The organism is Acinetobacter sp. MYb191 (assembly GCF_037572605.1).
Classification (GTDB): domain Bacteria; phylum Pseudomonadota; class Gammaproteobacteria; order Pseudomonadales; family Moraxellaceae; genus Acinetobacter; species Acinetobacter johnsonii.
Map to the genome: position 1 here is coordinate 45401 of NZ_JBBGZP010000020.1, position 26041 is coordinate 71441.

At 39.6% G+C, this 26041-nt stretch carries 13 protein-coding genes and 1 pseudogene; 8 read left to right on the forward strand and 6 right to left on the reverse strand.

Annotated elements, in window-relative coordinates:
- Positions 1 to 4: 4 nt before the first annotated feature.
- From tssF to WH214_RS13590, 6 genes are all read left to right on the forward strand, one after another.
- Positions 5 to 1813, forward strand: a complete 1809-nt coding sequence (gene tssF / locus WH214_RS13565) for a type VI secretion system baseplate subunit TssF (RefSeq protein WP_339422757.1) — start codon at positions 5 to 7, stop codon at positions 1811 to 1813.
- Positions 1777 to 2787 (forward strand): type VI secretion system baseplate subunit TssG, encoded by a 1011-nt coding sequence (tssG, locus tag WH214_RS13570; RefSeq protein ID WP_339422758.1) that lies wholly within the window; start codon positions 1777 to 1779, stop codon positions 2785 to 2787. The genes tssF and tssG overlap by 37 nt, the downstream gene beginning before the upstream one ends.
- The gene (locus tag WH214_RS13575; RefSeq protein ID WP_339422759.1) at positions 2780 to 4207 is read left to right on the forward strand and encodes a hypothetical protein; all 1428 of its coding nucleotides are present in this window, start codon (positions 2780 to 2782) and stop codon (positions 4205 to 4207) included. The genes tssG and WH214_RS13575 overlap by 8 nt, the downstream gene beginning before the upstream one ends.
- Positions 4208 to 4297: 90 nt before the next feature.
- The gene (gene tssM, locus WH214_RS13580) at positions 4298 to 8056 is read left to right on the forward strand and encodes a type VI secretion system membrane subunit TssM (protein ID WP_339993583.1); all 3759 of its coding nucleotides are present in this window, start codon (positions 4298 to 4300) and stop codon (positions 8054 to 8056) included.
- 36 nt (positions 8057 to 8092) lie between these two features.
- Positions 8093 to 9049: a type VI secretion system-associated protein TagF gene (gene tagF / locus WH214_RS13585; protein WP_339422760.1), complete on the forward strand. Its 957-nt coding sequence runs from the start codon at positions 8093 to 8095 to the stop codon at positions 9047 to 9049.
- Between the two features lie 6 nt (positions 9050 to 9055).
- Positions 9056 to 9820 (forward strand): OmpA family protein, encoded by a 765-nt coding sequence (locus WH214_RS13590; RefSeq protein WP_339422761.1) that lies wholly within the window; start codon positions 9056 to 9058, stop codon positions 9818 to 9820.
- Positions 9821 to 10324: 504 nt separating this feature from the next.
- On the opposite strand, the gene WH214_RS13600 is transcribed toward WH214_RS13590, so the two are convergent.
- Positions 10325 to 11263: a LysR family transcriptional regulator gene (locus tag WH214_RS13600; protein WP_339422997.1), complete on the reverse strand. Its 939-nt coding sequence runs from the start codon at positions 11261 to 11263 to the stop codon at positions 10325 to 10327.
- Between the two features lie 204 nt (positions 11264 to 11467).
- Between WH214_RS13600 and WH214_RS13605 the strand changes: the two genes are divergently transcribed.
- Entirely contained in the window at positions 11468 to 14947 is a 3480-nt protein-coding gene (locus WH214_RS13605) for an indolepyruvate ferredoxin oxidoreductase family protein (protein ID WP_339422762.1), read from the forward strand.
- Between the two features lie 179 nt (positions 14948 to 15126).
- Here the strand turns inward: WH214_RS13605 and WH214_RS13610 are convergent, their stop codons facing one another.
- The gene (locus WH214_RS13610) at positions 15127 to 16005 is read right to left on the reverse strand and encodes a hypothetical protein (protein ID WP_339422763.1); all 879 of its coding nucleotides are present in this window, start codon (positions 16003 to 16005) and stop codon (positions 15127 to 15129) included.
- Between the two features lie 240 nt (positions 16006 to 16245).
- On the opposite strand from WH214_RS13610, the gene WH214_RS13615 reads away from it, so the two are divergent.
- Positions 16246 to 16944: a DUF1826 domain-containing protein gene (locus WH214_RS13615; RefSeq protein WP_339422764.1), complete on the forward strand. Its 699-nt coding sequence runs from the start codon at positions 16246 to 16248 to the stop codon at positions 16942 to 16944.
- Between the two features lie 233 nt (positions 16945 to 17177).
- Here WH214_RS13615 and tpgA read toward each other — a convergent pair whose 3' ends face one another.
- The 4 genes and pseudogenes from tpgA to WH214_RS16990 all read right to left on the reverse strand — a co-directional run.
- On the reverse strand, positions 17178 to 17972 hold the full coding sequence (gene tpgA / locus WH214_RS13620) for a trimeric autotransporter adhesin/peptidogylcan-associated protein TpgA (protein ID WP_339401433.1): 795 nt from the start codon (positions 17970 to 17972) through the stop codon (positions 17178 to 17180).
- Positions 17973 to 18036: 64 nt separating this feature from the next.
- Positions 18037 to 21951 (reverse strand): YadA-like family protein, encoded by a 3915-nt coding sequence (locus WH214_RS13625; RefSeq protein WP_339422765.1) that lies wholly within the window; start codon positions 21949 to 21951, stop codon positions 18037 to 18039.
- A gap of 46 nt (positions 21952 to 21997) precedes the next feature.
- A complete protein-coding gene (locus tag WH214_RS13630; protein WP_339422766.1) occupies positions 21998 to 25639 on the reverse strand; it encodes a beta strand repeat-containing protein in 3642 nt (1213 codons plus the stop codon).
- Between the two features lie 117 nt (positions 25640 to 25756).
- Positions 25757 to 25822 (reverse strand): annotated as a pseudogene (locus tag WH214_RS16990) (ESPR-type extended signal peptide-containing protein); the annotation flags it as partial.
- Positions 25823 to 26041 lie beyond the last annotated feature (219 nt).

Here is a 26041-nt window from a genome sequence, read left to right on the forward strand (position 1 = left end):
ATTTGTGATTGAAGAATTATTACCGTACTACGAAAAACAATTACAAGAATTTGGGCAGCAGTCCCGTGAGTTTTCGCAAAAATATCCAAAAATCGCTCAGCGTTTATCCTTAAACCAAGAGCAAGTAGATGATCCACATATTGAACGCTTAATTCAGTCCTTTTCTTTAATTGCAGCAAGAATTGATAAAAAACTGGCTGACAGTTACGACATTTTTACTCGGTCTTTGTTTGAGGTGATGTTTCCTCAATATCTCAAACCTTTTCCTGCATGTACTGTGGTCAGCTTTGAAGATTTAAATAAGTGTAAACAATTAACTGAAGCCCATCTCATCCCTAAAAATACTGCAATAAAATCAAGAAGTTTTAAAGGTGTACAGTGTGAATTTAGCACCACACAAGAACTAAAGTTATTACCCATTGAACTGAGTCATCTCAATTTTAAAACGAATCCTAGTGCGCATATGCATTTAAATCAAAATGCAACGCTTAGCTTAGGATTTAATATTTTTAATCAGGCACATCGAATTTTAGAAAAAGAAAATTTGCCTATTTATTTGGATGCGATATCCAATTTTCCACTACAAGTTTTGGATGCTGTGTTCCAGTCCAGCACAGGCTTTTCATTAAAGTTTGGTCATCGCGTCATCGACATCCCAAATCCGTTTAGTATCATGGGTTTTGCTGAAAGTGAAAGTCTGTTGCCCTTGGATCAACATACACATCATGCATACCGGCTGTTGATGGAATATTTCTGTTTTTCTGAAAAATTTAACTTTCTCAATATGAACTTAGGTTTGTTAAAATATTTAGAAAAAGAGCAAAATCAGTTTGAAATTTTGATTCATCTTAAACTGAATTTAAATGATCAGGTCAATATTCGAAATTATTCTGAGTTGAATATCGCAAACTTTAAATTATATGTAGTACCAGTTATCAATTTATTTAAAAAACAGGCGGAACCCCAAAAAATTAATCATCAACAACTCGAATATCCTTTAATTACAGATGCTCATCATCCTGAGTTTTATCAAACTTATTCGATTACTAAAATGCAAATGATTCGTGAAAAGTCGAATAAAGATCAAACTACTTTTGACATTTATCCATTTTTTGCGATGAGTCATTATCAAAAGGATGAGACTCAGTTTTTTTATAGTTTGAATTCGGCACAGCTACAAAATAAATATGTTGAAACAGGTTATAGTATTATTTCAAAACATTTATCACCTGAAACAACCAAATCTGATTTTATCAGTACGCAATTATTATGCTCCAATCGTGATTTACCCCATGAGGCATTGAGCCAAGCCAACAATATATTAAATTTGAATGATAGTAGTCTAGCACGGCGAGCTGTGGTTTTAAAAAGACCGAATAAACCCTATTACTTTGAACAAAATAAAAAAGAGCAATGGCGGATCATTTCGCATTTATCATTAAATACTTTATCTCTCACTAAGGGAGATGCTCTAAGCCATATTCAAGAACTACTTGAACTCTACAATCTGCCTCAGCTTAAAGAAAACCACCTTATTATTAATGCGATTCAGTCGGTTAATTTTGAATTAAAGCAAAAGATGGTGGATGCAAAACCATTCCCACTTTTTATACGAGGGCTGAAAGTGAATCTAGGGATAGATTCAAAAGTGTTTCGAGGACATAGCCTGTATATTTTTAGTCAGTTGTTGTCGCATGTCTTTAATCTAAAAGTCCAGATGAACAGTTTTGTCGATGTTGTTATTTCAGATGCTCAATCTCAACAGGAGTTATACCAATGCGTGCAGAACGTTGGTGGCAAGACACTTCTATAGTTGATGTATTGGTTGAACAACCAAACGCTTTTGAATTTATTCAGGCGACGCGATTATTACGTCATGCGGAAGCTCCCCATGCTCAAAAAGAAGGGGATTGGGCAAAGCAATTTAAGTTTCATAGTTCACTGAATCTCAATTTTCCGAATGCAGAAATTGAAAGTTTGACCCTTGACGAAGAAAAAATTCACTTAACCAATTTAATGATTGGTTTAACTGGGATTCAGGGCACCTTACCGTACAGCTATACCAATAAAATTAAACAAAGTGCGCGTATACAACGGAATGAAACACTTCATTTTTTAGGTTTATTTAATCACAAGCTCACGGCGCAATATGTGGATGCATCTTTAGCTTATCATTTACCGATTCGCTATGAGATTGAGCAAGAAAACCATTACCTCGATATTTTGCATGCACTGAATGGGTATGTGAGTTCGCAGCATGAGCAACAGGATTTAGATGATTATTTTGCTGAATTCGCAGGACTAATGCAGGGGCAAAATAATACAGCACATGCGCTAAAAACCATGCTGAGTTGCGTGTTTAAGCAACCTTTTAAGATTAAAGAATTTGTTGAAGAGGTCTTTCATTTGTCCCCTGAACAAAGAAGCACACTGGGGGGCAATAATCAATTGGGCATCAATACCTTTTGTGGAGAAAATATCCGTCAAATAGATGGAAAAATTGAAATAGAAGTTGGCCCCGTCCCATACGACGAATATTTAAAATTTTTACCCGATCAAGCTGAGAGTATAAAACTCAAACGATTACTCGCGAGCTGGCTCAGTCCAACGCTTGGGGTGGATTTAAGAATCATCCTGAGGAAAGACGATATTCAACCGATTCAGCTGAGTTCAACGATGACCATTGGTTTATCACAAGGCGCTTTTTTAATGCCGATGCAGACCGAACACAATCACGAAACCTGTTATACATTGATAGGGATGGGGATGGGGATGGGGCATGCTTAAGCTCTTTATTGGTACTTTGAGCAGCTTATTGTTGCTTGTGGCAGGAATCGTCATTTTTTACTGGCGTGACATTCAGTATGACCCAACTGGGGCAGACCTGCTTAATTATTTACTTCTATTTCCACTGATTCTGTGCGTAATTTTATGGTCTCCAGTATTTATTTATCATGGCATTAAAGCTCACCAAAAGCGCAAAGAGCAGCAAAAACAAGCGCAAGTAGAACAAGATCTAGATGATGAGAACCAACAGGCTGAACCTGTTGAAATTCAGTGGTTAAACCTGAATATTTATTCCTCATCTGCATATAGTGCCTTTGGGGAAAATGACGAGATTCTTGATGAGATTAAAAAATTTAAAAGCCCAGAGCTCGATACGCAATTACAAAATGCCTATGGCTTACCGATGCTGTCTTATCGCATACATGCACTAGACCATCTCATTACAAATCAGGACGATGATGAAGTCGTTGATCATCCACGCCATATGCGAATCCAAGCCCTGATCGAGCATCAACTAGAGCAACATGCAGAAACATTGTGGCAAATCTCACAGCATTTAAAGCAATCGGCTTTATTTTATGACAGTGAATTGGCCTATGAATATCGTATGCATCCGGCATGGATTGATCCTACGAGTGAATCTGATAGCAATGAACCAGAGGAACAACCTGATGTGCAGCAGGTTGCTAAATTAAACCGTATCAATATACATATTCTGCTGCCTGAATCGATGTTACATGCTTGGAATGAAGAACAAAGCAGTGGCGTCGTACAGGATTATTTAAGTTCATTAGGCGTGATTACGCAGCAAATTCATCTTGAGCACCATTATTTCAGTCAAGAAACAGCCTATAAAGATTGGATGCTGTTATTGGAGCAAATTTCTCAGCAGTCAGAGGAAATTACGTTCATCCTGAATGTAGACTCTGAAATTGACCAAGAACTGCTCGATGAAAAAACATGGTTAACCGACCATTACTTGCCTGCTGAATATGCCTCTAGTTGGTGCTTAGCATCATCTTCTTTACCATTACTTGATATCAAACCCTTAAAACAACTCAAGATTGCGCTAAACGAGGCCAATCTTGCCAATCAGTTTGCATCCCCAGCGATGAAGCAATTAGAACAATTTAAGGATATTCAACCTTTTGTACTGATGCTCGATGATATTACAGACATTCAAACCATGAAAAAACTTAACCAAATTTTCGATCGAAGTGGGATTGAATCGCATCACTTCATTCATACCAAACAAAGCTTTGGACATACGCAGCATTTGGCCAAAGTTTTTGGATTTATGTTGAGTATGCATTTGCCTGATGAGCTGATGTCGATGATTTATAGCACTGATCAATTGTCTACACATTGTTTTCTACATGCGTACGAAGACAGTAATATCCCTGTAGAACCAACCATTTAAATTAAAAAAGAATAAGAGAGCATTGTGAATTCTTTATTTTATAACGTCTTAGGTTATGTTTGGCAGTATGTGAGCAACCCTAAAGCCATTATGGCTATATCGGGTTTTGTCGCACTAATGGCCATGTATAACGTCATTCCAGCCAAAATCTTTTGGCCTTTAATGATTTGTTATGTATTCGGGTTGATGCTGTGGGGGATTTATTTACTCATTGTACGTCGTCGACATGCAGCACAAGGTGAAGCACTTGCCGATGCCATTGCGAATGACACGCATGCGGAATATGGCAAACAAAAAAACAAAGATGAACTTCATTTGATTCAGCAACAAATGAAAGAATCTATTCAGTTGATTCGAAAATCAAAACTGGGAGATAAAAAGGGCAATGCTGCACTCTACGAGTTGCCATGGTATATGGTAATTGGTAATCCTGCTGCGGGTAAAAGTTCGGCCATTTATAACTCAGGTTTAAAATTTCCTTTTGAAGAAACCCATCAAAAATCAGTTTCTGCTGGATTAAGCGGAACGCGTCATTGCGACTGGTTTTTTTCAACAGAAGGCGTGTTATTAGATACTGCAGGTCGTTATTCCGTTTATGCAGAAGATCATTTTGAATGGTTAGGTTTTTTAAATATTTTGAAAAAAAACCGCTCAAAAGCACCAATCAATGGCTTGATTGTGATTGTCAGTATTGCTGAGTTAGTCAGTAACAGTCCAGAAAAGTCGATCAAACTGGCAAAGAATTTACGTGCACGGATTCAAGATCTCACTGAGCGCTTAGAGGTTTTCTCTCCGGTTTATTTGGTCTTCTCTAAAATGGATCTGATTGCAGGTTTTACAGAGTTTTTTGAATGCTATGAAGTCGGCGAGTTTGATCAGGTTTGGGGGGCGACACTGCCTTATACAACCGATGGGGCCAATAATGCTGTTGAACTGTTTGAAAAACACTATTCCATTTTATATGACGGTTTAAAAGGCGTTAGTACTACACATCTCAGCCGCCGACACTCGCAGAATATTTCTCCAAGTGTCATGACATTTCCTTTAGAGTTTAAAAGCTTAAAGCCTGCATTAAAGACATTTATTGGCACGCTGTTTGAAGATAACCCTTATCAATTTAAACCTGTTTTCCGTGGCTTTTATTTCACCAGCGCACTTCAAGAAGGCATTATTGAAAGTCCAATGACCGAGCAAATTGCTCAAGACTATTTATTGCAAAAAGGTTTAGACAATGAAAATGGCATTCCAACGCGCTCAGTTTCGCAAAACCATGGCTATTTTTTAAAAGGTTTATTTTCAGACATTATTCTGAAAGACAAGAACCTCGTTAAACAGCATATTAACCCTAGTCGAAAGCGTCAGCGTTATATTGCCTTTGTTGCCGCTTTATTTGGTGTAGCCATCATTTTAAGTCTATGGGTGTGGTCTTATCGGAATAATCAACAATTGATTGCAGACGTACAAGCCGATTTAGACAAAGTCGTTTTACTTGAAAAGCAATCGGGTCAAGAGTTGTCTACACAACTGAGTGCACTCTTGATTTTACAGGAACGTATGCAGCAGTTGGACCAATTTGAAGAAGATCGTCCTTTAAAGCTGGGTTTTGGTCTATATCAGGGAGATGAGCTGCGGGAGAAGCTAAAAACAGAATATTTAAAAGGTATTGAGCAAATCATCTTGATTCCAACACAACAAAATATTGCCCAATATCTACAGCGGGTGAAAAGCAATGAAGAAAAATTGCGTACAAACCACGCAAATGTAGAGCTGACACCTGTTGCAAAAACACAGCAATATTTAGAGCCTAATGATGCAAATCCACAAGATGCATACAATGCTTTAAAAGCCTATTTAATGATGGGCAATACTCAATATATGGATGCAAGCCATTTAAGTGATCAAGTCACACGTTTCTGGCGTTCATGGTTGGATAATAATCGTGGGCAAATGCCGCGCGGAGAAATGATCCAAAAGGCAGAGCAAATTTTGTCGTATAGCATGACTTTAGCTAGTGATCCTAAATTTCCTGTACTCAGCTCAGACAGCTTAGTGGTGGATCAAACACGTCAAGTTCTCTTGTCTGTTGTTCGTGGAATGCCTGCACGAGACCGTGTTTATAATGAATTAAAAATGCGTGCGGCTGTCCGTTATCCAGCATTAACCATAAAACAAATGCTTGGCGATGCCAATCAAAATGCAATCTTAGGGAGTTATGCCTTACCAGGTATGTTTACACATGCTGCATGGTCAGAATATGTTGAGCAAGCCATCGATGAAGTTGCAAAACGTCCTACAGATACCAAAGACTGGGTACTCAACAGCACACAGTCGGATGACTTATCATTTAGTGGTAGTCCAGATCAAATCCGTAAACAACTCACAGAACTCTATAAAAAAGAATATATTGCGGAGTGGCGGAAATTCTTAGGTGCGATACATTATGCCAAAGCTAAGGATTATGGACAACAGGCGGGTTTCGTTCAAGTTTTAGGCGAGCCTGAAAACTCACCCATTCGAAGTGTTTTTGATCGCGTTGCGAAAGAAACCAGTTGGGACAATCCAGTCGTAATGGCAGAGCTGGCAGCACCGCAAACAGGTTTTGTGGCTTGGTTTAAACGCAAAGTATTAAGACGAGATGAAACTCAGCTTGATGCCAAAGTCATGAATCAAGCGCAAGGCCCGATTTCTAAAGAATTCCAAATGTTTTATCAGTTGGTGCGTAAACGTGATGATCAACAAAATAAGTCTTTGCTTGATGAATACATGCAATCTTTAGCTCAAGTTCGAAGTAAATTCAATGACTTGAAAAGCTCAGGTGATATTGGGCCATCTGCGATGAGTTTGGTTAAGTCGACCATTAATGAGCAAAATTCTGTCTTTAATACAACGCAGAAGTTGGTAGATGAAAAAATGTCAGTTGGCCTGTCTGAGGTTGATCAGAAACTGCTCCAAAAACTGTTGATGTCGCCACTGACACAATCATTTGAAAGTTTAATTCTCCCAGCACAAGATGAGATGAATAAGCTATGGGTTATGCAAGTCTACCAACCTTTCAATACGAACCTGAGTAAAAAATATCCTTTTAACTCTTCAGCGACACTGCAAGCAACCAGCAATGAAATTAGCCAGATTCTTGGCGAAAATGGCAGTATTGCGCGTTATGTCAAAGAGTATCTTGATCCACTGGTTATTCGTCGTGGTTATACCTTGACTTCTAAGACATGGAAAGATTTAGGGATTAGTTTAAATCCACAATTTGTAATGAATTTTCAAAGCTATGTTGCGCCAAGTAATGGCATGGCAACAGGAGCGTTAAATCAAGCTTCGTCTGCACCTGCTGCTACGGCGCAATCCAATTTTCAATTTTACCCAATTGAAAATCCTAAGTTTTTATCTTATACCATTGATATTGATGGACAAAGAATGCTTTATGAAAATGGCATTCAACAATGGGTGAATTTTGTATGGCCAAATGCTGGAGCAATTCCAGGCGCACGTATTACAGCCATTGATTTAGATGGGAAAACGCATACGATTTTTGAGGCGCCCGGTGAATATGGCATTAATCGTTTAATTGACGGTGCTGAGCGAACGCAACGTGGCGGAAGCTATGAAATGATTTGGAGAAATCAGCAAAATCCAGAGCTTGTAGTAAAAGTCAACTTCCGTTTAATCAGCGGGGACGCCAATGGTGGGGTAGGCGGGCAGCGCAGTTACAATGGCATGCAACTGGTCGATCAAATTGCCACCAATAAATCCGTACGTGTGGTGGCAGCGCAAACCACACCTTCAGCAACAGTTGCAAGTCCTAAAGCTCCAACACCGGGTATACAGGAGTCTCGTTTATGATTTCTCGAAAGTGGCTAGGTTGTAGGGAGTATTGCGATGGATGAACTGCGTACCTTAGCTTTATATTATGGAAAATGTCCTGCACGTGGTGATTTCTTAAAAACACGCGGCCAGTATGCCTTAATTCAACTGATTGATCAGTGGATTACTGAAGCATTAGAACATGCCATGCAATCAGAGGGATTTAGTCAAGCGTATGAAAAGCTACCTTCATTAGACTTTTTTATTGCCAATCCACAAGAAAATAATTTTCTTGTGGCAAATTTGATAGCCAGTCATGACAGTTCTGGTCGTCAATTTCCAATGGTTTTGAGCCACTTATTAGAGGTTGAAAATAGTTTTGATAATCTTATTTATGCGCCATATCGCTATAAGCAAACTTTAATCGATTTATTCCAAAAGAATCGTGTGGTACGCTCGATACGTGACCCCAATATCGTGCTTGATAAATTATCTAAATTAAATAATGAGATACAAGTTTTTAATAACAGCGAAGTTTCGGCATTTTATGAACACCATACGATACATTCATTTGCTCAATTACTAAGAATGAGCAGTTATGAGCTTGCACAAAGCATGATTGGACTCGGATTATTGTTACAGCCCGTCATTCAACATGGTACTAGTCGCTTAACTAAAGTGTTGATTTTACCTATTAATAACTCTAGCTACTGCTATGAAATTGCAGCTTTTTGGGTCAATCTAATCAGTTTTTTTATTCAAAATCAAAATGCTGAGCTTCTGATAGGGATTTTACATAGCGAAAAACCAGTACTTCTTTTTGGCTTTCAAGGGGCAGATATTATGACCTTAAGTGAAATTTTCACGCAAAAGATAGATTCAGATCACTGGGTTTCATTGGTTCAAGCCAATTGGATTGATGCATATTTAGAGCAAAATGCCGGTTTGGCAACGCTGGAGCAAGCTTTGTGTGAGCGGCAATTGAGCTTAATACAAGCTGTGAAATTTTTTAAAAAAACTTTTATAGATTAGTAAAATATGAAAATAAATCATAGATTTAAGTCGAATAAATGGCTGCTGACTTTAACGTTGGTTTTGAGCGTGAATGTCTGGGCTGAACCGATTATTGTTGAAGGTGTTGTTCCAAATGAGGCCAGTAAGCAAATCATTTTGAATAAGATGTACAGTGTTTATGGTGCTGACCAAGTGATTGATAAAGTAAAGGTTAAAGCAGTTAGCGCTCCGAATGGTTGGAGTGAATCTGTTGCGAATATGGTGGTTCCAGAGTTAAAAAAAGTTCACCAAGGTAAACTTTCTGTACGTGGTACGCAAATGGAACTTAATGGAAAAATATCGAGTTCAAATGAAATTCAGCCAACAACAAACTTATTCCAAAGTCTAGTAACGCCACCATATCGCTTAAATGCACAGCTTTCTGTCAATCAGGCTGAACAGCAAATTATAGATGAAGCACTTAAAAAAAGAATTATAGAATTTGAATCTGGCAGTGCGGTTTTGGCTGCGAGTGGGACTCAGATCTTAGATGAAATGGCCGTGGCTCTAAATAAGGTTGGTGGGAAAAAGGTTAAAATTATTGGACACACAGACAGTTCAGGTGACGCTGCAAAGAATCTTGCTTTAAGTAAAGAGCGTGCTGTAGCTGTTAAAAACTACTTGATCAATAAAAGTATTTCTGCAGAACGTTTAAGTGTTGAAGGATTGGGCTCGAACAAACCTGTTGCTGATAATACAACTGCAGATGGCCGTAAGAAAAATCGTCGAATTGAATTTGATGTGATCTAAGTTATTTATAAGAAGCTACATAATCAATTGTGGTTTCTTATAAATAACTTATGGTTCGTATAATGTATATTATGTTAAATAGCATATCCAAGACTGTAGCCTACGCAACCTCAGTTGGTGCTACAGCTCGACATCGTGAATCCTAGTAAAATTATATTCACGATGCCGAGTACGCTAATGAACATAATATACGTTATGCCGAAATCTACGCGCGCAGCCTATCGATGTGATGATCTAACTTTATAAAAAACTGTTTGAGCTGATCTATTTCTTTATCGTTGTCTAATTCTGAATTTTGCAGTTGTTCTAGCACAGTCTCCAGTAGATCACGCATGTACACATAATCAGCCTTGGTTAAAGTGCCCTTTGATCTGTCATAGCTGACAGTTTTGTAATGTCTCTGTTTATCAATCTTTATTGGCATCTTATCTATGGACTGTAGTTTGTGGTAAATCTACTTTATATTTAATGTTTTGCTTAAAGATTTGAATCACGAATTTAGAATTATAGAAAATAGTCTGTATCACTCTGAATTTTAGGCGAAATATGCTGTTCAACCCACGTTAACCATGCTCTTGTCTTAGCATCAATAAAATGACGCGATGGCAGTAAAGTATAAACACCAATATCAGGTGATCTCCAGTCTGTTAAGACACGGCGCAATCGCCCAGTGCGTATAGCCTCAATCACTGCAAAGGTTGGAAGCAATGCAATGCCCATGTCTTGTTGCACCATGTCCAGTAATAGCTCTGGTGTATCTGCAATCAATTGGCCTGTAATATCGATTTGATACGAACAACTATCTTCACTGACTAGATGCCATTGCGGTGTAATAGATGGGTTCACTAATCTTAAACATGCATGTTTTTGTAGATCATCTAGTGATTTGGGTTCGCCATATTTTTCTAAATAAGCTGGTGATGCGCAAAGTAATGAAAATATTGTTCCAATTCTGCGAGCAACAAATCTGGAGTCAGCCAAAGATTCGGTGAGATATAAACTGACATCAATTCCTTTAGCTAAAAGGTCTGGCACATTCTGGGAAGTACGGTACTCAACCGTAAGCTCGGGATAGGTTTGACAGAACTCGGCCAGCATCGGAGACACATAATGATGACCAAAACTGGCCATACTCAAAACACGTAACTTGCCCTGCGGTTTGCTTGCCATTCCCATGGCTTGAGCTTCAGCCTCTTCCACCATTGCGAGTACTTGACGACATTGCTCTGCATAAGCTGCACCAATATCGGTCAATGCATGCTGTCTGGTAGATCGTTGTAGTAATTTTGTACCTAAACGCCCTTCTAACTCGCTAATCAGTCGAGATACTTGCGCTGTTGTTAGTTCCATCTGCTCTGCGGCGGCGGTAAAGCTTCCACTATCAATGACTTTTAGAAAAGCATGCATTGCATGCAGTAATCCACCCTCAAGATTTTTGCGCATAACGTAAATATGTTTTTCTAAATTACGCATTGTTGCACCAGTCTGGATCACCCACAATGACATTAATGTACATACATTGAACAGTTTCATTGTCCTAAGTTGAACTGATCAATCTTTTTCCGAGTATGTCATTTACTCCAAATATTCAACGGGATGTTGAGAAAAGAAAGTAGCTCGATCTACAAAATTCAAAAGGAGATATAAATGAATATAGCGACAAAATTTACTCCAAATAAGATTCCAACCAAGGATGTATCACTTGAAGATAAATATCTCAGTGATGACGGTACTGCTTACATGACAGGTATTCAGGCTATGGTGCGTTTACCACTCGCACAAACACGGCGGGATACTTTAAACGGTTATCATACTGCTGGCTTTATTTCTGGTTATCGTGGTTCTCCTGTAGGAAATTATGATAATTTTCTCTGGCAAGTTGAAGGCATACTCAAAGACCATCATGTTGTTTTTCAATCTGGCGTAAATGAAGATCTCGCTGCTACAGCAATTTGGGGTACCCAACAAGCCAATCTCGCAGGTCAAGGTAAATATGATGGTGTGACCGCATGGTGGTATGGAAAAGGCCCAGGGGTAGATCGTTCTGGAGATGTTCTTCGTCATGCCAACCTCGCTGGAACAGCAGAACGAGGTGGCGTAGTTGCCTTCTTTGGTGATGATCATTCATGTAAATCTTCAAGTATTCCGCATCAGTCAGAACATGTCATGATCGGTTGTGGCATTCCAATTTTTTACCCAACTTCAATACAACAAATTCTTGATTTAGGTGCACATGCGGTTGCCATGTCACGCTTTGCGGGTGTATGGACTTCGATGAAGTTAGTCAGTGAAATCGTCGAAACTTCGGCTTCTGTTCATGTGGATTTAGACCGAGTTACTCCTGTTTTACCCCAAAATATTCAAATGCCTGAAGATGGTGTCAATATACGTTGGCCTGATCACGGCATTCAACAAGAAGAACGCCTTTATCAATATCGCTTACCCGCTGTGTTGGCCTATGCACGTGAAAATGAACTGAATCAGGTCACATGGCATTGTGCTGATGCGCGTATTGGTATTGCTGCAAGTGGTAAAGGTTATTTAGATACGATTGAAGCATTACGTATTCTCGGAATTGAAGGTGAAACGGCTCAACAGCTCGGATTGAGAGTGTATCAAGTTGCTTTAATTTGGCCCTTAGAACCGCAAGGTCTACGTGAATTTGCCGAAGGTTTAGAAGAACTGATTGTTGTAGAGGAAAAACGCCCTATTCTTGAAGCACAGATTAAAGATGAACTCTATGCGCTTCCAGATGGCAAACGACCTCGTATCATTGGTAAAGCGAGTGATGGAAAAGGTGAATGGAGTACATCTATTGATGAAGCGCCTTTGATTGGTCACTATGAATTCCAACCTGAACCGATTGCAAAAATGTTGGCCGCTCGATTCTTAAAATTAGATCTTCCAGAAAGTTTAAAAACGCAAATTCAAAATAGACTTGAGCTGTTGCAAAAAGCAGAGCACGAATCACGGCGTGTTTTAGATATTGCAGAACGTAAACCTTTCTTTTGTAGTGGATGCCCTCACAATTCATCAACAGCACTACCCGAAGGTAGTCGAGCATTAGGTGGAATCGGTTGTCATTTTATTGCCGTGTTACAGAATCATGGCACAGAAACGTTCACGCAAATGGGTGGTGAAGGCGTGAGTTGGGCTGGCGCTTCACATTTCACCAATGAAAAGCATATTTTTGCCAATCTAGGTGATGGAACCTATTTTCATTCAGGTTATCTTGCCATACGTCAAGCGATCGCTGCAAAACTCAATATGACCTACAAAATTCTCTATAACGATGCAGTGGCAATGACGGGTGGACAGCATGTCGATGGTCATCTGAGCGTGGCACAGTTAACACGACAATTGGATGCTGAGGGCATCACAAAACAAGTCATTGTCACGGATGAACCTGAGCTGATTCATGCCGAAGAAGGTATTGCGTCTCACGTCGAGATTTACCACAGAAATGAACTGGATGATGTGCAACGCAAATTACGTGAGATTTCTGGCGTTACGGCGTTAATTTATGTTCAAACCTGTGCCAGTGAAAAACGTCGTCGTCGTAAACGCAATGCTTATCCAGATATTGCAGAGCGAGTTTTTATCAATAGTGAGATTTGTGAAGGTTGCGGTGACTGTTCTAAACAATCGAACTGTTTGTCGATCGAACCTGTTGAAACGGTATTAGGAACCAAACGTCAAATTAATCAAAGCAGTTGTAACAAAGACTTCTCTTGTGTCGAAGGTTTCTGTCCAAGTTTTGTCACAGTACATACCCGCGACATGAAACGCCCAGAAATATTCAAAGGTATCGAAGCTGGCTGGCCAGAAAAACCAATCCTTCCAGAACTAGATCAACAACCCATTCGGATCATGGTTGGTGGTGTTGGCGGTACAGGTGTGGTGACAGCAGGCGCTTTATTGGGAATGGCTGCTCATCTGGAGGGTAAAGCTGCACGTATCATGGATATGGCTGGACTTGCTCAAAAAGGTGGTACGGTTTATTCCTACATACAACTCGCTATAGAGGATGAGCAAATCTCCGCAACCAAAATCCCTGCAGGACAATGTGATCTTTTAATCGGTGCAGATGCGATTGTTGCAGGCAGTAATGCAGCACTTTCTCGCTTAAAAGCTGATGCTGTTATCATCGTCAATGAAGATGGTTCCCCTACTTCTGATTTTCTTGAGTCTCGTGATTGGTATGCGCCAATTACGGATTTAATCAATCGACTTCGTGGTCGAACGACTCAAGGAAAACTCACATCTTTACCTGTAACACGTATTGCCACACAGGTTTTAGGTGATGCAATCTTTGCAAATCAAATCTTACTTGGTATGGCTTGGCAAGCAGGTCAAATTCCGTTGAAACGTGAAAGTATTGAAAAGGCAATTCATTTGAATGGTACGGCTACTGAAAAAAACCTTGAAGCTTTCCGTATCGGTTGTCATCTGATGAGTGATCTTGACTTAGCCAAACGCATTATTGCAACGATACCAACAACGAATAAACCAACCACATTGGCTGAATTAGTGGATGATCGTTCTGCTCGTCTGGTCGAGTATTGGAATCAAGATTATGCAACTAAGTATCAAACGCTTGTTGAACAAGCTGTTAAAGTGCTGCCTGAAGAATTAGCTGGAACCATTGCGACACAGTTATATAGAGTCATGGCGTATAAAGATGAATATGAAGTTGCACGCTTACTTACAGGGAAAAGTTTTAAACAATCGATTGAAACCCAGTTTGGTCAAGGTTTACGATTAACCTATCACTTAGCACCGCCAGCTTTGGGTGCTCATGGCACCATACGCAAACGTGCTTTCGGATATTGGATGCGTATTCCGATGATGATTCTTGCTAGACTACAGTGGCTTAGAGAAACACTCCTTGATCCATTTGCTTTACAGCAAGAACGTCAAAAAGAACATGCTTGGCGTGATCGTTATATCGCATTTGTTAAAGCCATTAGTGCTGCACCTGAAAGTTATGACTTATCAGTTGCTGAACAAATCGCACAATTACCAGCAGATGTACGTGGTTTTGGTCATGTCAAAATGCAAGCGATGGACGCAGCGATACAACGTTGGGATGAGCTTTCTTTGAATCTTCGTAAAGAACATGAATAAAGGAAATAGATTTATCTAAATAAGTAGCTGATACGGGATCAAGCTTAGGTTGTATTAAGACTAAGGTTATAGATCAGGTTCAGCTACTTAATTATTTAATGGATGAAAGATAAAAACATGAATTAATTGAAGTTGTTGCTAATGGCGCTAATAATCCAACGGGAGTCATAAAATATCCTCTATTCAATATGGGAAGTTACAGTTTCTTGTACTGTAAAACTTAAAATCATCGCTTTAACACTTTGTTGAATTTCTCTCCAATCTTTTAAATGTTTTTTACTGAAACTCGCATCAACTTGCACTTTCAACTCAGGTTCTAAAATAAATCTGAGTGTGCACTTTTGTATTGAAGATGGATGGTTTGAGCAATTGATCATTGATATGTCTTGATTCTTATTTTTTTCCACAGATACATATAAATCATCAGTATCCTCATACCCATATTGAGATATCCACTTTTGATCTGGAATATATTTTTCCAAGCCATAATTAAACTGATCTGTTTTTTTATATACTCTAATGTAATTTAAACCTCCAGACTGACTATCTGATGGTTTGTTATTTACCGTTCTATCAAGCAGTGCCCTCATATCACCATCCTTTACATATTTATTGCCAGCATAAGCAAATACATCTACCCAAGGTGTATCTGGTGATGCATCCTGTATTCTATATTCCTTAGATAATGTCTTAGCTTGTGGCGCTTTTACATATGTAACAAGCAACGTCTCATCGGTATAACGTATCTCGAAAGCTATAAAGTTTATAACTGAGTCATAATTTCGTTTTGGTCGTGGTTTACATTCAGGCTCAGCTTTACTCCACTCCCATACAGGGCACAACTCATAATCTGCACTTACACCTTCACTCAAATTTACGGGTTTACCTCCCAAATTTCCTACGCGGTAAGGTAATCCATAAGGTCCCATTGGCGGAGTAAAATCAGAAGACTTTTCTTCAATTTCTACTTTTTGCGTTTTATTTGTAGATAGATCGCAAGCCTGAAGAAATATTCCATTTAGTACAATTACAATCAAAGATTTATGATTTATTCTCAACTTATTTTCCCCAATTTTTTTACATTACCAGTAGCTTTCGGTACAGATACCACCAATCTTTTTATAAAAATTTCTTAGGTTTAACTGTCTTTAGCTTATTAAACAATAAAAATCTCTGTTTCACATCATTCACTACACCTGAAATTTGATTTCTTTAAACCACTTAATAGTGTTGGTAGACAATATTCTAATAAAGCTGGGGTATTATTAGGTCTAGTTGATAATGTATTAAATCCTAATATGAAAAATCCGTTTTCTGGCCTCTCTCAAATTAGAGTGGTTTCTAACTTTTGTGAACTTGTAAATTCCAAATTTCAAGGAGAGATGAATGCACTTTGCTGGCATAGAAGTTTGATTGGTGATTTTAAAGAAATTGTGGCTAAACTTGAGTTAAAAGAGAATATTACAGAAGTTTCCGTTGACGATCTTTTAGCGCTACAACTTTCAGAAAAAGGGAATTTAGCAAAGGAAATTATTCTTAACGATATTCAGCTCTTAACTGATTTCGGTGCATCTCCAACGCTTAATTTGTTGAAATGTTATGAGCGTGATGACGAGCTGGACTTCATTTCAACAGATGTATACTCGTTTCATATTGATCACTCACCGATTGAAACAGATACTTTCTTATGTACCTATCACGGCGCTGCGAGTGATATCGTGGCCAATGATCAGGTAGAGCAAAAGATTTTAATTCCCGAGATCAGAGAAAAACTCAAAGAACTACATGACGGCCCAGAAGCAGAATTTGAAATTTTCTTAGAAGATTATTTCTTTGATTTACATTATCAAGCGAAACCCAATGCAAAACCTGTGAATCTAGGTTTAGGACATCTTTGGCGTTTGGCGGTAGATCATCCTACGCAAAAGGTCTTGCCCTGTGTACATAGAGCGCCTGTCGAAAAGGATGATGAGTATAGGTTACTGTTGATTTGTTAAATATTTATTCATTTCTTAAATGCTCTAAAGAATAGAATCTTGGACGATTTAGCAATCATAATTACTCATTTTTGTTCTGAAGCATATTAGCTAAAAACATATTTGAACCTAATCCAAAAATTAGATTTTTGCAGGTCCTTCTCTAAAAATTAATTACTTTTAGTCAAAGAACTCAGCATCGCTATATTACCGATGCTGAAGATCTACTATTTAAGCTATACAGTTATAGTTATTCACCAATCAACATTAACTCGTCTATTCGGGCCTAAGCACTCAATAAGCTCTGAACTGCGCTGACTGCCATCACATTGTTGATAGAGGTCAGTTTTGCTATTACTTTCAATTTTAATCCTTTGTGGTACGACCCCATAATTGACCAATAAGTGGGCCACGGTATTTGCACGTGCAGCAGATAATTTCTGATTATAAGCATCTGAACCTAAGGGGTCTGTATAACCAGACACAATAACAGGACTCGTCCCACTGACTTGGTTGATCCGATTTGCAAGGGAGAGAATCGAATCCTGCCCCTCCACAATGGAAGCAGCATCTGAACGATCAAATTCAAAGAGAATATCTATGCTGCTTTCTACTGTAGGTGTCTCAATCAAAGGAGCTACAGGTTGGGATACAACCATTTGTGCAGGAGGCATAATGAGTTCCTCACAATCATCTCCTTTCCAGCTTAAATGTTCTGAAAAAGATTTTCGATCAAAGTCGACTCTTAACTGACAACGTTTATATTGCTGCGTATTTGGAACTCGAATATCTAAAACATAATTCCATGTTTTAGAACCAAATATACCTTCATTGAATTGAGGGTCTCCTAAAATATGTCGAAATTGATTCTTATCTAAACCAGTGCCTAACCTCGCAATATCATTCACCTCATAGCGCTTAACTTGTTTAAGATAGCTTTTTTTCAGTTCGGGGAAATGTACTTGCGGTCCAGCCGTCGTTACTGTTTCAGCAGCAAAAGTGGATAATGGAAAACCTAAAAGCATGCAATATAGAAGTTTATTTTTCATAGCAATTCTTCTCGTTTATATTCTATTTCAGCGTAGACAAAAATTAATGACTGATTTCAAAGATCTAATCAATTACACCACTAAACCCAATGCGGACACTTGGATCGCCCTGTGATGCTGCTGCCACCCCGCCTGTAAATGACCAGCGTCCATTGTCAGCTGTTTTACGCAATGTGACGCCGACTGCATTTTCTCCGCCATGATATGCTGCACCTGCTGCATAGGTGAATTTACCTGCTACAAATGGTGCTCCTTCCATAGCCATGGCCGCAGCAATACCGGCATTTGCTTTTCTTTCTACATCGTCAATACGACCATTCGTGTCATAGAACACTTGCTCTAAACGGTCACCTAGATTGGTAATTTTATTCCCCAAATCAATATCCGCTTGATTCAATGCGCCTAAAGCGTCTCCAACATTATGATAGGTGCCGTTATTCACATTATAGGTTGGGGCTGTAAATTGGCCATTCTCATATTTTGCGCCACCACCCAATGATGTGGTGATATATTGGTTTGAGGTATTGAGTTGTGAACCATTCACCGCATCTTTAGAAGTACTAGAGACTTCACCCGCCTCAACATTGGTTATTTTTTTGTTGCCTGCATTAATACCACTTTGATCAATCACTACATCGCCAACTTTGACTGTATTTGCAGTAACAGTATTAGAAGTTACTGAATTGAATTTGACATCATCCGCGGTCGCAACCTTGTATTCTTTCCCACCAGAACTATTCGTTGTCTCTGTAACAGTCATATTTTGACCGGCAACCACTGTAGAATGCTGTCCAGCTTTTTGATTGATCGAACTAATTGCATCATTAATGTTAGTCGCACCTGTTCCACCTATGTTAGTAATGGTATTTCCATCACCGCCTTGAAATGCTCCATCACCAATAATGTCATGCATTTGGCTACCATTCATGGCATCTTTACTGCTCTGAGCTATACTACCATCTGCAACATTCGTCACTTTATTTCCAGCTGCATCAATTCCATTTTTAGTAATACTTGGCCCACCAGTAATTGTAAGTCCATTATTATTAATGACTGTATCACCTGTAGTTACACTATCAACTTTAATATCTTTAGCGAGTTCAACACTGACGTTGTTTCCGCTATTAGCTATATTAATATTTCCATCCTTACTAGAAAAATCAACAGTATCCGCCGGTTGTACTTGGCTAATATTTCCCCCATTAGTCGTTAAGTTCCACCCTTTATTTGCATTCTGTGCGATATCACTCACTTGTTTTAACTGATCTTCTGTTGCAGCTTGCCCACTAACAAAGTTATTAGGATCAAAGGTTTTATTGGTTAGACCACCAATTTTTCCTGTAGAACCATTTACCATGATAGGATTTGCTCCGCCCACAATAATTTGGGTTGGGCCTACTTGAGTTTGATATGTACCATTACTGACACTAATATTACCTGCACCAATTAGGCTGCTGTTGATGCCATCACTAACAATAGTCCCGTCAACGGTACTAATATTCGATTTGTTACCATCCTTGAGTTCAATTTTGCCATCAGTAATTTGAGTTTTTCCAATTGTCAAACTGCCCGCAGCCGTTAAATCAATATTTTTCGCCAGCTCAACTTGAACTTTGCCTCCAGCAACTTTAGTACTGATATTACTATCCGCACCAATTACATCAATTGTTTCGCCTAGTTTCTTAGTAACAGTAGTACCATCCTCTGCAGTTAAACCAAAACCAGAGTCTGTTAGCCCCGTTTGTATTTCTTTGAGTTGTTCTTCTGTCGCTGCACGACCTACCGTAGCAAAGTCACTATTTGATGTTGTTTTATTTGTTAAACCTTCTAAAGTACCTTTAGTAGCATCGAGCACTACATTATTAAAGGTATTTTTGACACTAATGGTACCGGAACTAATAGTACTTTGAACTGCACCATCTTGCACTGTCACGCCATCTTTATTGAGTACAGTCTTATCTGTTCCAGCACCTGCTGTGACACTGTCAATATTCAGATCTTTATTTAAGCTGAAATCAATTGTAGTTGTTCCATTAGCGTCGTTTGTCGCAGCGACTTTTAAATTATTCTCACCTGTTGCTAATCCAACATCGACAGTATCACCTGGTTTGACCTGTGTTGTTCCTAAAACGGTGTCTGTTTTAACATTCCAGCCTTGATTGGCATTTTGAGCAACATCACTGACTTGCTTTAATTGCTCTTCTGTCGCAGCTTGTTTTTGATTATAAATCCCATTTGGGTCCCATGTTGTATTACTCAATCCACTTACACGCCCTGTGGAACCATTTACAGTAACTTGATTTGCACCACCAACAATAATTTGGGTTGGGCCTACTTGGGTTTGATATGCGCCATTACGAACACTAATATTACCTGCGCCAACTATGCTACTGTTCGTACCATCGCTAACTGTAGTCCCATCAACTGTACTAATATTCGATTTATTACCATCTTTGAGTTCAACTTTGCCATCGGTAATTTTACTTTTTCCGACTGTCAAACTGCCTGCAGCCGTTAAATCAATATTTTTAGCTAGTTCAACTTGAACTTTTCCGCCAGAAACTTTGGTACTGATATTACTATCTGCACCGATGACCTCAATGCTTTCACCCAATGTTTTAGTTACGGTATTGCCATCTTCCGCGGTTAAGCCAAAGCCTGCATTGTTTAGACCCGTTTGCATTTCTTTGAGTTGTTCTTCTGTGGCTGCACGTCCAACCGTTGCAAAATCACTGCCAGTGGTGGTTTTATTGGTTAAGCCCGTAACCGTACCTGTATTACCATTGATCGTCACAGGATTACCACCTGTAGCTGGTCCAATTTGAACGACAGGCTCTAACCCAAAAGTAATGCCATTATTTCCTGTATTGGTAATTTTAATATTGCTATCTGTTGCACTAAAATCAACATTTTCACCAAGAGCAATGATGTCTTTAGCGCCAGTGTCTGCATTTGCACTGACTGTAAAGCCCTTATCAATGATTTGTTTAATCTGACTACCATTGACAGCATCCATCGAGCTATCACTAATATCGCCAGCTGCAACATTAGTGACTTTTTTCGTTCCAGCATTAATGCCTGTAACTGTTACACTTGGAGAGTTAGGGACAGCTCCACCACTTGAGTTCACAAAAGTTAAACCTTTGCTATCAATAACTGTTCCGCCAGCATTGACGCTATCGAGCTTAATATCTTTGGCAAGTTTAATTGTCAGTTTATTATCTGTGCCGTCTGCAACCACCCCAATATTATTATCTGTCAAATTAGTTTCAATAGACTCTCCACCGACTATACTTAAGCGCTGTCCTAATCTTCTATCGACATTCACCCCTGCATTGTCTCCCACAAATGTCAGCGGTGTAGCCAACTGATCTTCTGTGGCAGCCCGTCCAGAAACATAATTAGTTGGATCAAATATAGTATTGGTCAAGCCAGTAATCGTGCCATTTTTTCCATTAATTGCAATGCTTGAACCTCCTGGAAGTCCCCCCACATTTACGACTTCCGCCAGTTTTAAATCAACATCTGCGCCATTATTGCTAATAACTAAATTACTATCACTATTTGAAAAATCAACGGTCTCATCTGGTGCAATATTTGTACTGTTTGTACTGTCTTTATTGGTTGTTAAGTTCCAGCCCTTGCTTGCATTCTGCGCCGTATCATTGACTAATTTAAGTTGTTCTTCTGTCGCTGCGCGCCCAACTGTTGCAAAATCAGCTGCGGTTAGGGTCTTGTTGGTTAGTCCTGTCAGTGTTCCTGTTGTGCCACTTAACAATACGTTATTTGATGCATTTTTTAAGTTGATGCTACTGGCATTGCTGGTACTCGTATTTGTACCTGCGGTAATTATGGTTTGAGTTGAGGTGCTTACATTACTATTATTTGCAGTATCTTTGATTTCCACTTGGCCATCAGTCACTTTAGTCGTTCCAACTGTCAAACTTCCTTGTGCTGTAAGGTTTACATCTTTTGCCAATTTTAGTTGTAAGGTATCTGTACCATCAGCTACTACGCCTATGTTGCTATCCGTAAGTACTCCAGTTGCCCCCCCCCTTTACATTTAGCTGTTGCCCTAATTTACGGTCAACCTTGGTGCCACTATCACCTGAAAAACTCAGTGCCGTGTCAGCCAAATCTGTAATAGCCTGATTGGTTTGATAGAGTTGACTGCCATTGATTGCATCCGTACTTGAGCTGCTAATGCGTCCTGCCGCAACATTGACAATGCTACGTTCAGATCCAACATCTCCCACACTTACGCTCGATGATGTGGTCGGAGCACCAGCAAAGTTATAGGTCTTGCCATTAATTGTGGTTGATGGTGTCGCGACATACGCCGCAGAAACCGAATTATTCCCAAGAACCACGGCGTTTTCATGCGAAGCTGTTGCAGACTTACCCAATACAGAGGCCCCTTTTGCGGTCACCGAAGCACTGTTCCCGATAGCCACGGCATCTTCTTGAAGAGCATTTGTTCCAGTACCCAGTGCAATTGAGTTTAAAGCATTGGCATTGGACTCTTTTCCAAGTGCAATTGCGTTAATTCCATTTGAGGTCGCATTATTACCAATAGCGGTTGCATCTTTTGCACGACTGACGCTATTGACACCAAAGGCAATCGCATTTTCACCTGCACTTTCAGCGTTTTGACCAATGGCAGTTGCTTTAGCTGCAAAACTCTTTGCCTGTGAACCAATCGCTAAACTATCTTGTGATGTACTATTTGCATCCGAACCAATCGAAGTAGAACGAATACCAGCAGCGGTAGCATTATCTCCGTAGGCCATACTGTCTTCCGCACTTGCATTAGCTAAGCGCCCCAAAGCAACACCTTGAGCACCACTAGCTTTGGCTTGATAACCAATGGCAGTAGCATTGTCTCCTTGTGCAAGTGCCTGACGACCAACTGCAATGCCTTGATTCGCGGTATTTACTTCTGCCTCACTGCCAATCACTACAGCATAGTCAGATTTAGTTCCATCAGCCTCTGAACCATTGCCAATCACAACACTATCTTCACCACGGCTTTCCGCACTTTTACCCATGGCGATGTTATTTACACCTGTTGCAATTGAAGAGTCACCAATTGAAATAGACGAAATACCGATGGCACCTGCACCTGTACCAACTGCAATTGCCTTCTCACGTGCAGCAATCACGCCATTTCCTAGGGCAATAGCACCAGTAGCCAAAGAGGATGTACTAGCACTTGGACCAATCGCTAAAGAATTTGCGCCATTCGCACCCGTATTATTTTTATTATTGATATCCGTGGTATTGACTGAAAAGTATTGAGGTCCTGCATCTGCAACTGCTGTTTTCAACTGGCCTAAATTTACAGCCGATGTTAGGTCATTTTCGTCAGCTTTCACGTTACGGATAATGGTTCCATCGGTCCCCACTAAATTTACCACTGACTTATCAGCGTTATACAGAACTGCATCAGGTACAATCCCACCAATTTGCCCACTACCTAGCAGATCAAAGGCATCTTGAATCGTGGTTGGAAGCTTACTTGTAGCACCTGTATTTTGGTCTTTCACATTGACTTGAATTAGAGGTAGAGTTCCATCATTTTTGATCGTAGCAGGGTCACCATTTGCATCGGTTGCCCCCATCACCCGAATAATATCGTTCTGCAAAGCTTTAATTTGATTGACTGTTACCGCATCTTGCGCGTCTGAACCATCTGCAACATTGGTAATACGGCGTTTTTCATTGGCATTCCCAACAGAAACAACGTTATAGCCCCCAACACCAGCTGACGCATTCGTGATATATCCATTTCCAAGGGAGTTAAATTCTGCAACACTTCCTACACCAAGCGCGACATCATTTTGCCCAGCCAGAGCATCTTTTCCGAGTGCAACCCCGCCCGTCCCTGTTACATTTGAATCATAACCCAATGCTACACCACCTTGTGCTGCACTGGCCCTAGTGCCTACCGATACACCTAAACTTTCGGTATACGTTGCGGAACCGATTGCGACCGAATTTTGTACCGCAGACGTACTTGTTTTATTACTGCCATAACCAATGGAGATATTCTGGTTACCTGTAAGATTAGCCCCCGCCTCTGTGCCTAAAGCAATATTATAATCAGAGCTTCCAGTATTCACTGTTGAATTGCTACCTGCACCAACCCCTATAGCAATAGATTGATTACCACTAATATTTTGTCCCGAATTTGCCCCAATCGAGATATGCCCATTGCGGTCAAAAGTACCTGAGCCAACGGAACCTGCTCCAGCTGCACTACCAATAGAAACCCCATTCACTACACTTGCTTTCGCACCATCACCTAAAGCAACTGAACTCGTACCTGCTGAAGTTGCTTGGTTACCAATGGCAACACTGGCACTTCCACTTGCAGAAGCAGAGCTACCCATTGCGTTGGCATTGGTCCCCGCAGAGGCTTGCGTTCCGATCGCATTTGCATTTGTACCCGTTGCATTTGCCCCGTTACCAACAGCATTTGAATTACTCCCTGTTGCTAAAGCAGCATTCCCTATGGCAACACTGGATGGACCACCAGCTAAAGTCGATGCCCCGAGTGAAACACTCTTATCACCCACAGCCATATTGGCCCCATTTTGCAATGCACCTAAAAACTGGCTCACTTGTGCAGCAGAGACAGCAACCCCATTAATTTCGGTAATACTGCTGGTATCGGTACCCGTCGCAGTGACTGGGATTCCATTAATAGCAATAATCTGAGTATTCGAAACATTATAAGTTGGGGTTAACGTTCTAGCCTGTCCACCATTACCAATAGATGTAGAATTTGTTCCAAGGGCACCCGTCTCTTTACCAAAAGCAATAGAGTAATCATTTAATGCATTTGCTGTATTCCCTACTGCAATACTGTTTAACCCAGTAGCATTGGAAAAATGCCCGACAGCAATAGATGATTCACCTGTTGATTTCGCAACTGGACCAATGGCTACTGAATCTAAGCCTGTTGCCTCTGAGTCAGCTAAGCTGGAATTGGTATGAAAATATTTAATCCCTTGCCCACTTTGAAACAGTAAGTCATTAATCTGTCCACCTGTAACAGCATCGCTCGAACCTGCTGCTATATTCCCATCGGCTATATTTGTGAGCTTATCCCCATCAAGATCCAAACCGTCCGCAGTACTAGACAAAGTCGTATTATTCGTCGTATCACCAATTTTTACTGTGTTAAATTCAGGATTATCGCTGGTTGCGATTGAAATATTAGTTCCTGTATTGGTAACAGTAATATTTTTCCCATTTACAAAGTTTACTGTATCTGTAGATTTTACAGCCGTTGCTTGACCATTATTGGTTTGTAAACTCCATGTTTGATTTTTTAGCGAATTTAGATCTGCTGTAGATGCTTTCGTTGCTAAACCCGAGTTTGGATCATTAACTTGATTATTTAGGTTGTTAAAGTCGGACTGTGAAACCTTTGTTGCCAAGCCTGTTGTAGCATTATTAACTTGATCATCAAGTGTATTTAAATCATTTTGTGTTTGGTTTAAATCTGTTTGAGATGCTTTGCTGGAAAGACCAGTATTTGGATCATTCACTTGGTTGCTAAGCGAACTTAACTGACCTTGTGCTTGATTAAGATTACTATTGACCGTTGTTAGAGAAACGCCATTAGCAATTATATCTTGCGTAACGGTTAAACTCCCCATTACATTTAAATCTTCTGTGATATCTAATGCAAAAATTTCTCCAGAACTTATTATTGATAATAACAATACTGAATTTTTTATGACTTTATTTGTCGTTGATTTTTTTTTACCTTTTGCTCTCTCAGAAACAGCAACCCAGCTCCCTAAAGTAGCATTCCACACCAGCTTATATACTTTATTCATAGTATTTTCTCATATTATAAAATGTTCTAATTTAGTAAAAAAATATTTTTATCGAATATAAAATGCCCAATTAATTAATATTTTTCCACAATGTTTACCAAAAGGTACATTTTTTAAACAAAACTAAACGAAGTGCTTATTCGTAAAATAATTTGTTTTAAATCAATTATTTAAATTAGTGTTTTTAGCTTTTAAATTGTTATATTTAAAGAGTAGTTT